The sequence below is a fragment of the Bacillus cereus group sp. BcHK124 genome (genome assembly GCF_027712065.1).
Classification (GTDB): Bacteria; Bacillota; Bacilli; order Bacillales; family Bacillaceae_G; genus Bacillus_A; species Bacillus_A pacificus.
Window position 1 is genome coordinate 1 of the sequence record NZ_JAQFPJ010000049.1, and the last position, 2,696, is coordinate 2,696.

Here is a 2,696-nt window from a genome sequence, read left to right on the forward strand (position 1 = left end):
TTTCTTCATTTGAGAAACGTGCATTTCATATGTATAATGCACCTCAAAGAACCGACCTTTTTGCTTCGGTACAATCTAAATGTAGGAGATTTTTTTTTGTCTTAAATTTTTCGGCATACGTATTTTAATGGAACCGAATTTTTTCTGAATGCCACATTCATCGGAACTATCCAATGCCCGTTATTATCCACTTTAGGGACTTGATAGATTTCAATGATTCGTTTGTCAGTGGAACGAGAATAATTTGGGAACTTCAGACGCCCTGTGAACTTCTCAGGATTTTTCTTCCATTGTTCCAACGCTTTAAAAAAGCTCTTCACTTCTGCATATAAGGCTCCGCGAATCGCTTGAACAGAGTTTGATTGAACTCCTGGATAGTTCGTATCGGCTTGCATGGCAGTATCTACTTCTTTTACAGTAGCCATCCTGTTATTGTTTAAGTAACTTTGTTTTATCGTGTATAAGCCAACATTTCGCAATGCTTTTGAGCTATGTGACATGCGCTGAAGTAAACCCCCACTGATTAAAGTTTCAATTTATACAATGTTTTTTCGTTTTTAAAGGATTTCATTCATCAAAAAATCTATAATTAAGGTAATTAACATATATTTTTGATGGGTGTGGGGGATTATGAAAGAAATATGCATGTTATTAGTAGCTGTTATATTATGGGGAACAGCCATTGCACCAACAAAGTGGGCGTTAGAATCTATTCAGCCATTTACTTTGTTATTTATTCGCCTTTTCTTCGCGGGTGGAATTTGTTTGCTATTTTCATTTAAACAATTAAAAAGATCGGTTGTACATAAACAAGTGCCGTGGAAAAGAATGAGTTTACTATCTTTTACTGGTGTAGCTGGTTACTTTATGTTCACATCCTACGGTATTTCTTTAACAAGTGGATTGCATGTTAGTATTATTGATGCTGCTTTACCGTTAGTTACAATTCTTTTTTCAGCGTTCTTTTTGAAAGAAAAAATTAAGCTTAATTATTGGGTTGGTATTGTACTCGGGGCTATTGGAGTACTTCTTATTACAATCCCATCTAGTAACGGGGAGCAAGAAGTATCTTTAATAGGAGATATCCTTATTTTATTAAGTACGTTCTTATTTGCCCTCTATACAGTATTGCTGAAACGACCAAAACAAGAAAAGTATTTATCAAACAAGGTTTTTACAACATTAACTTTAATTATTGGAGCTGTTATTTTATTACCATTTGCAATGGTAGAAACTTTTTACTATGGTTTCCCAGAAATCGAAACATGGAAGACTGGATTTAGTGTAATGTATCTTGTTATAGGGGCAACAATTTTAGCGTATTGGCTTTGGAATAGAGCATTAGAGACAGTCTCGGCATCAGTAAGTGGGTTATATTTAAATGCGTTACCATTAATAAGTATTGTTGCTTCAATTGTTTTATTAGATGAGTCTGTGACTTGGAAGATAGTAATAGGAGGAAGTTTAGTTTTAATAGGGGTAGGATGGGCAGATAAACAAAAAATAAGTAAGTTATTAAAGAGGAATAACTTGAATAGTAAGGAATGCTAAGCAGTATGTTGTATATAGTTTAAATAAAAAACACCTTATATATAAGGTGTTTTTTATTTGGAAAGATAATAGATTGAAATCAGTATGGATATTCTTTGCTATATTTATACGTATTGAAATCATTTTGAAATATTGTTTGAACGAGTTGTATACATTCAGTATCATAAAAACTTTCGAAAGTTGGAAGACGGGGGAATAAAGGGTCAGTAATATCGGATTCGCTAAAATTCCCTTTATAAATCATCGAGGGAGTTTGATGATGCCAGGATGTTGAAAACTCATTTATTGGCGCGTTTTTTAATTCGAAACGCTTTTCTAATGCTTTCATATCCTGATTGAAGTTTTCTAAGTATATATAATTGGTTACATATTTTTCTTCATCAGCTATATATTGTTGTGTGAAATGAGGGTTAATACTATTTGCTTGTGCCCCATTAATAAGTAGATAGTATAGAAATTGTTTAAATGAGAGCCCTTTGGACGAATTTTCGTCTTGATATAGAAACTTTCGGATAGGCTTCCATTCGGGATTTTCTATATAAGGAGGTGCAATTAAGGATACGAAAGAACTGACTGCTCTCTTATAAGGGTTACGAACAAGTTTAAAAGTTTCTTTTTGTTTTTCTCGTAACGCTATACCTAGCCGTAGACTATAGGCAGGCGCATTTTTGTATATATCATATTCATAATTATGAATGAAAGGGCTATAATTTAGAGCTGTTTGTAATAAATCAATTTGGTAAAAGAACCACTTGGCAAGAGAAGTACAACCACTTTTTTGGCTCCAAAATAGAATGATAGGAAACTTCTTATGATAGTGTGGATTTCTTGAATGAGCATTGATGATGTGTAATAAGGTAGGATCGAACAACCCCTACACCCCTTTCGGATATTTTAATTATATGTATGGAAAATAAAGAGGAATATGAGTAGCTGTTTCATCTTTTCTAAAAAAACGAAAGATTAATGTTGACTATTACTGAATAGGGGTGTAATATAAAACAAGTCGCCGATGACAACAACGTTGAAAGCGACAAACGAAATGAAAAACTTAGTTGACATTGAAAAATGAAAATGTTAACATAAGGAAGTCGCAAATGAGCGACCAAGTAGTTCTTTGAAAACTGAACGAAACAAACAACGTG

Annotated in this window: 2 protein-coding genes and 1 pseudogene; 1 reads left to right on the forward strand and 2 read right to left on the reverse strand. The window is 33.3% G+C overall.

Translation table 11 applies throughout. From position 1 onward, the window contains the following. Nucleotides 1-512 (reverse strand): annotated as a pseudogene (locus tag PDK19_RS27130) (RNA-guided endonuclease TnpB family protein); the annotation flags it as partial. 118 nt (nucleotides 513-630) lie between these two features. Here PDK19_RS27130 and PDK19_RS27135 point away from each other — a divergent pair. Continuing rightward, complete coding sequence (locus PDK19_RS27135) at nucleotides 631-1,551, forward strand: DMT family transporter (RefSeq protein WP_270708203.1); 921 nt, start codon at nucleotides 631-633, stop codon at nucleotides 1,549-1,551. Between the two features lie 79 nt (nucleotides 1,552-1,630). Here the strand turns inward: PDK19_RS27135 and PDK19_RS27140 are convergent, their stop codons facing one another. Next, nucleotides 1,631-2,422, reverse strand: a complete 792-nt coding sequence (locus PDK19_RS27140; protein WP_000460233.1) for a sulfotransferase family 2 domain-containing protein — start codon at nucleotides 2,420-2,422, stop codon at nucleotides 1,631-1,633. Between the last annotated feature and the right edge of the window lie 274 nt (nucleotides 2,423-2,696).

What these genes read in the sequence shown, in the direction of transcription:
- PDK19_RS27135 (WP_270708203.1), top strand. Translation starts at nt 631, where the DNA reads ATGAAAGAAATATGCATGTTATTAGTAGCTGTTATATTATGGGGAACA.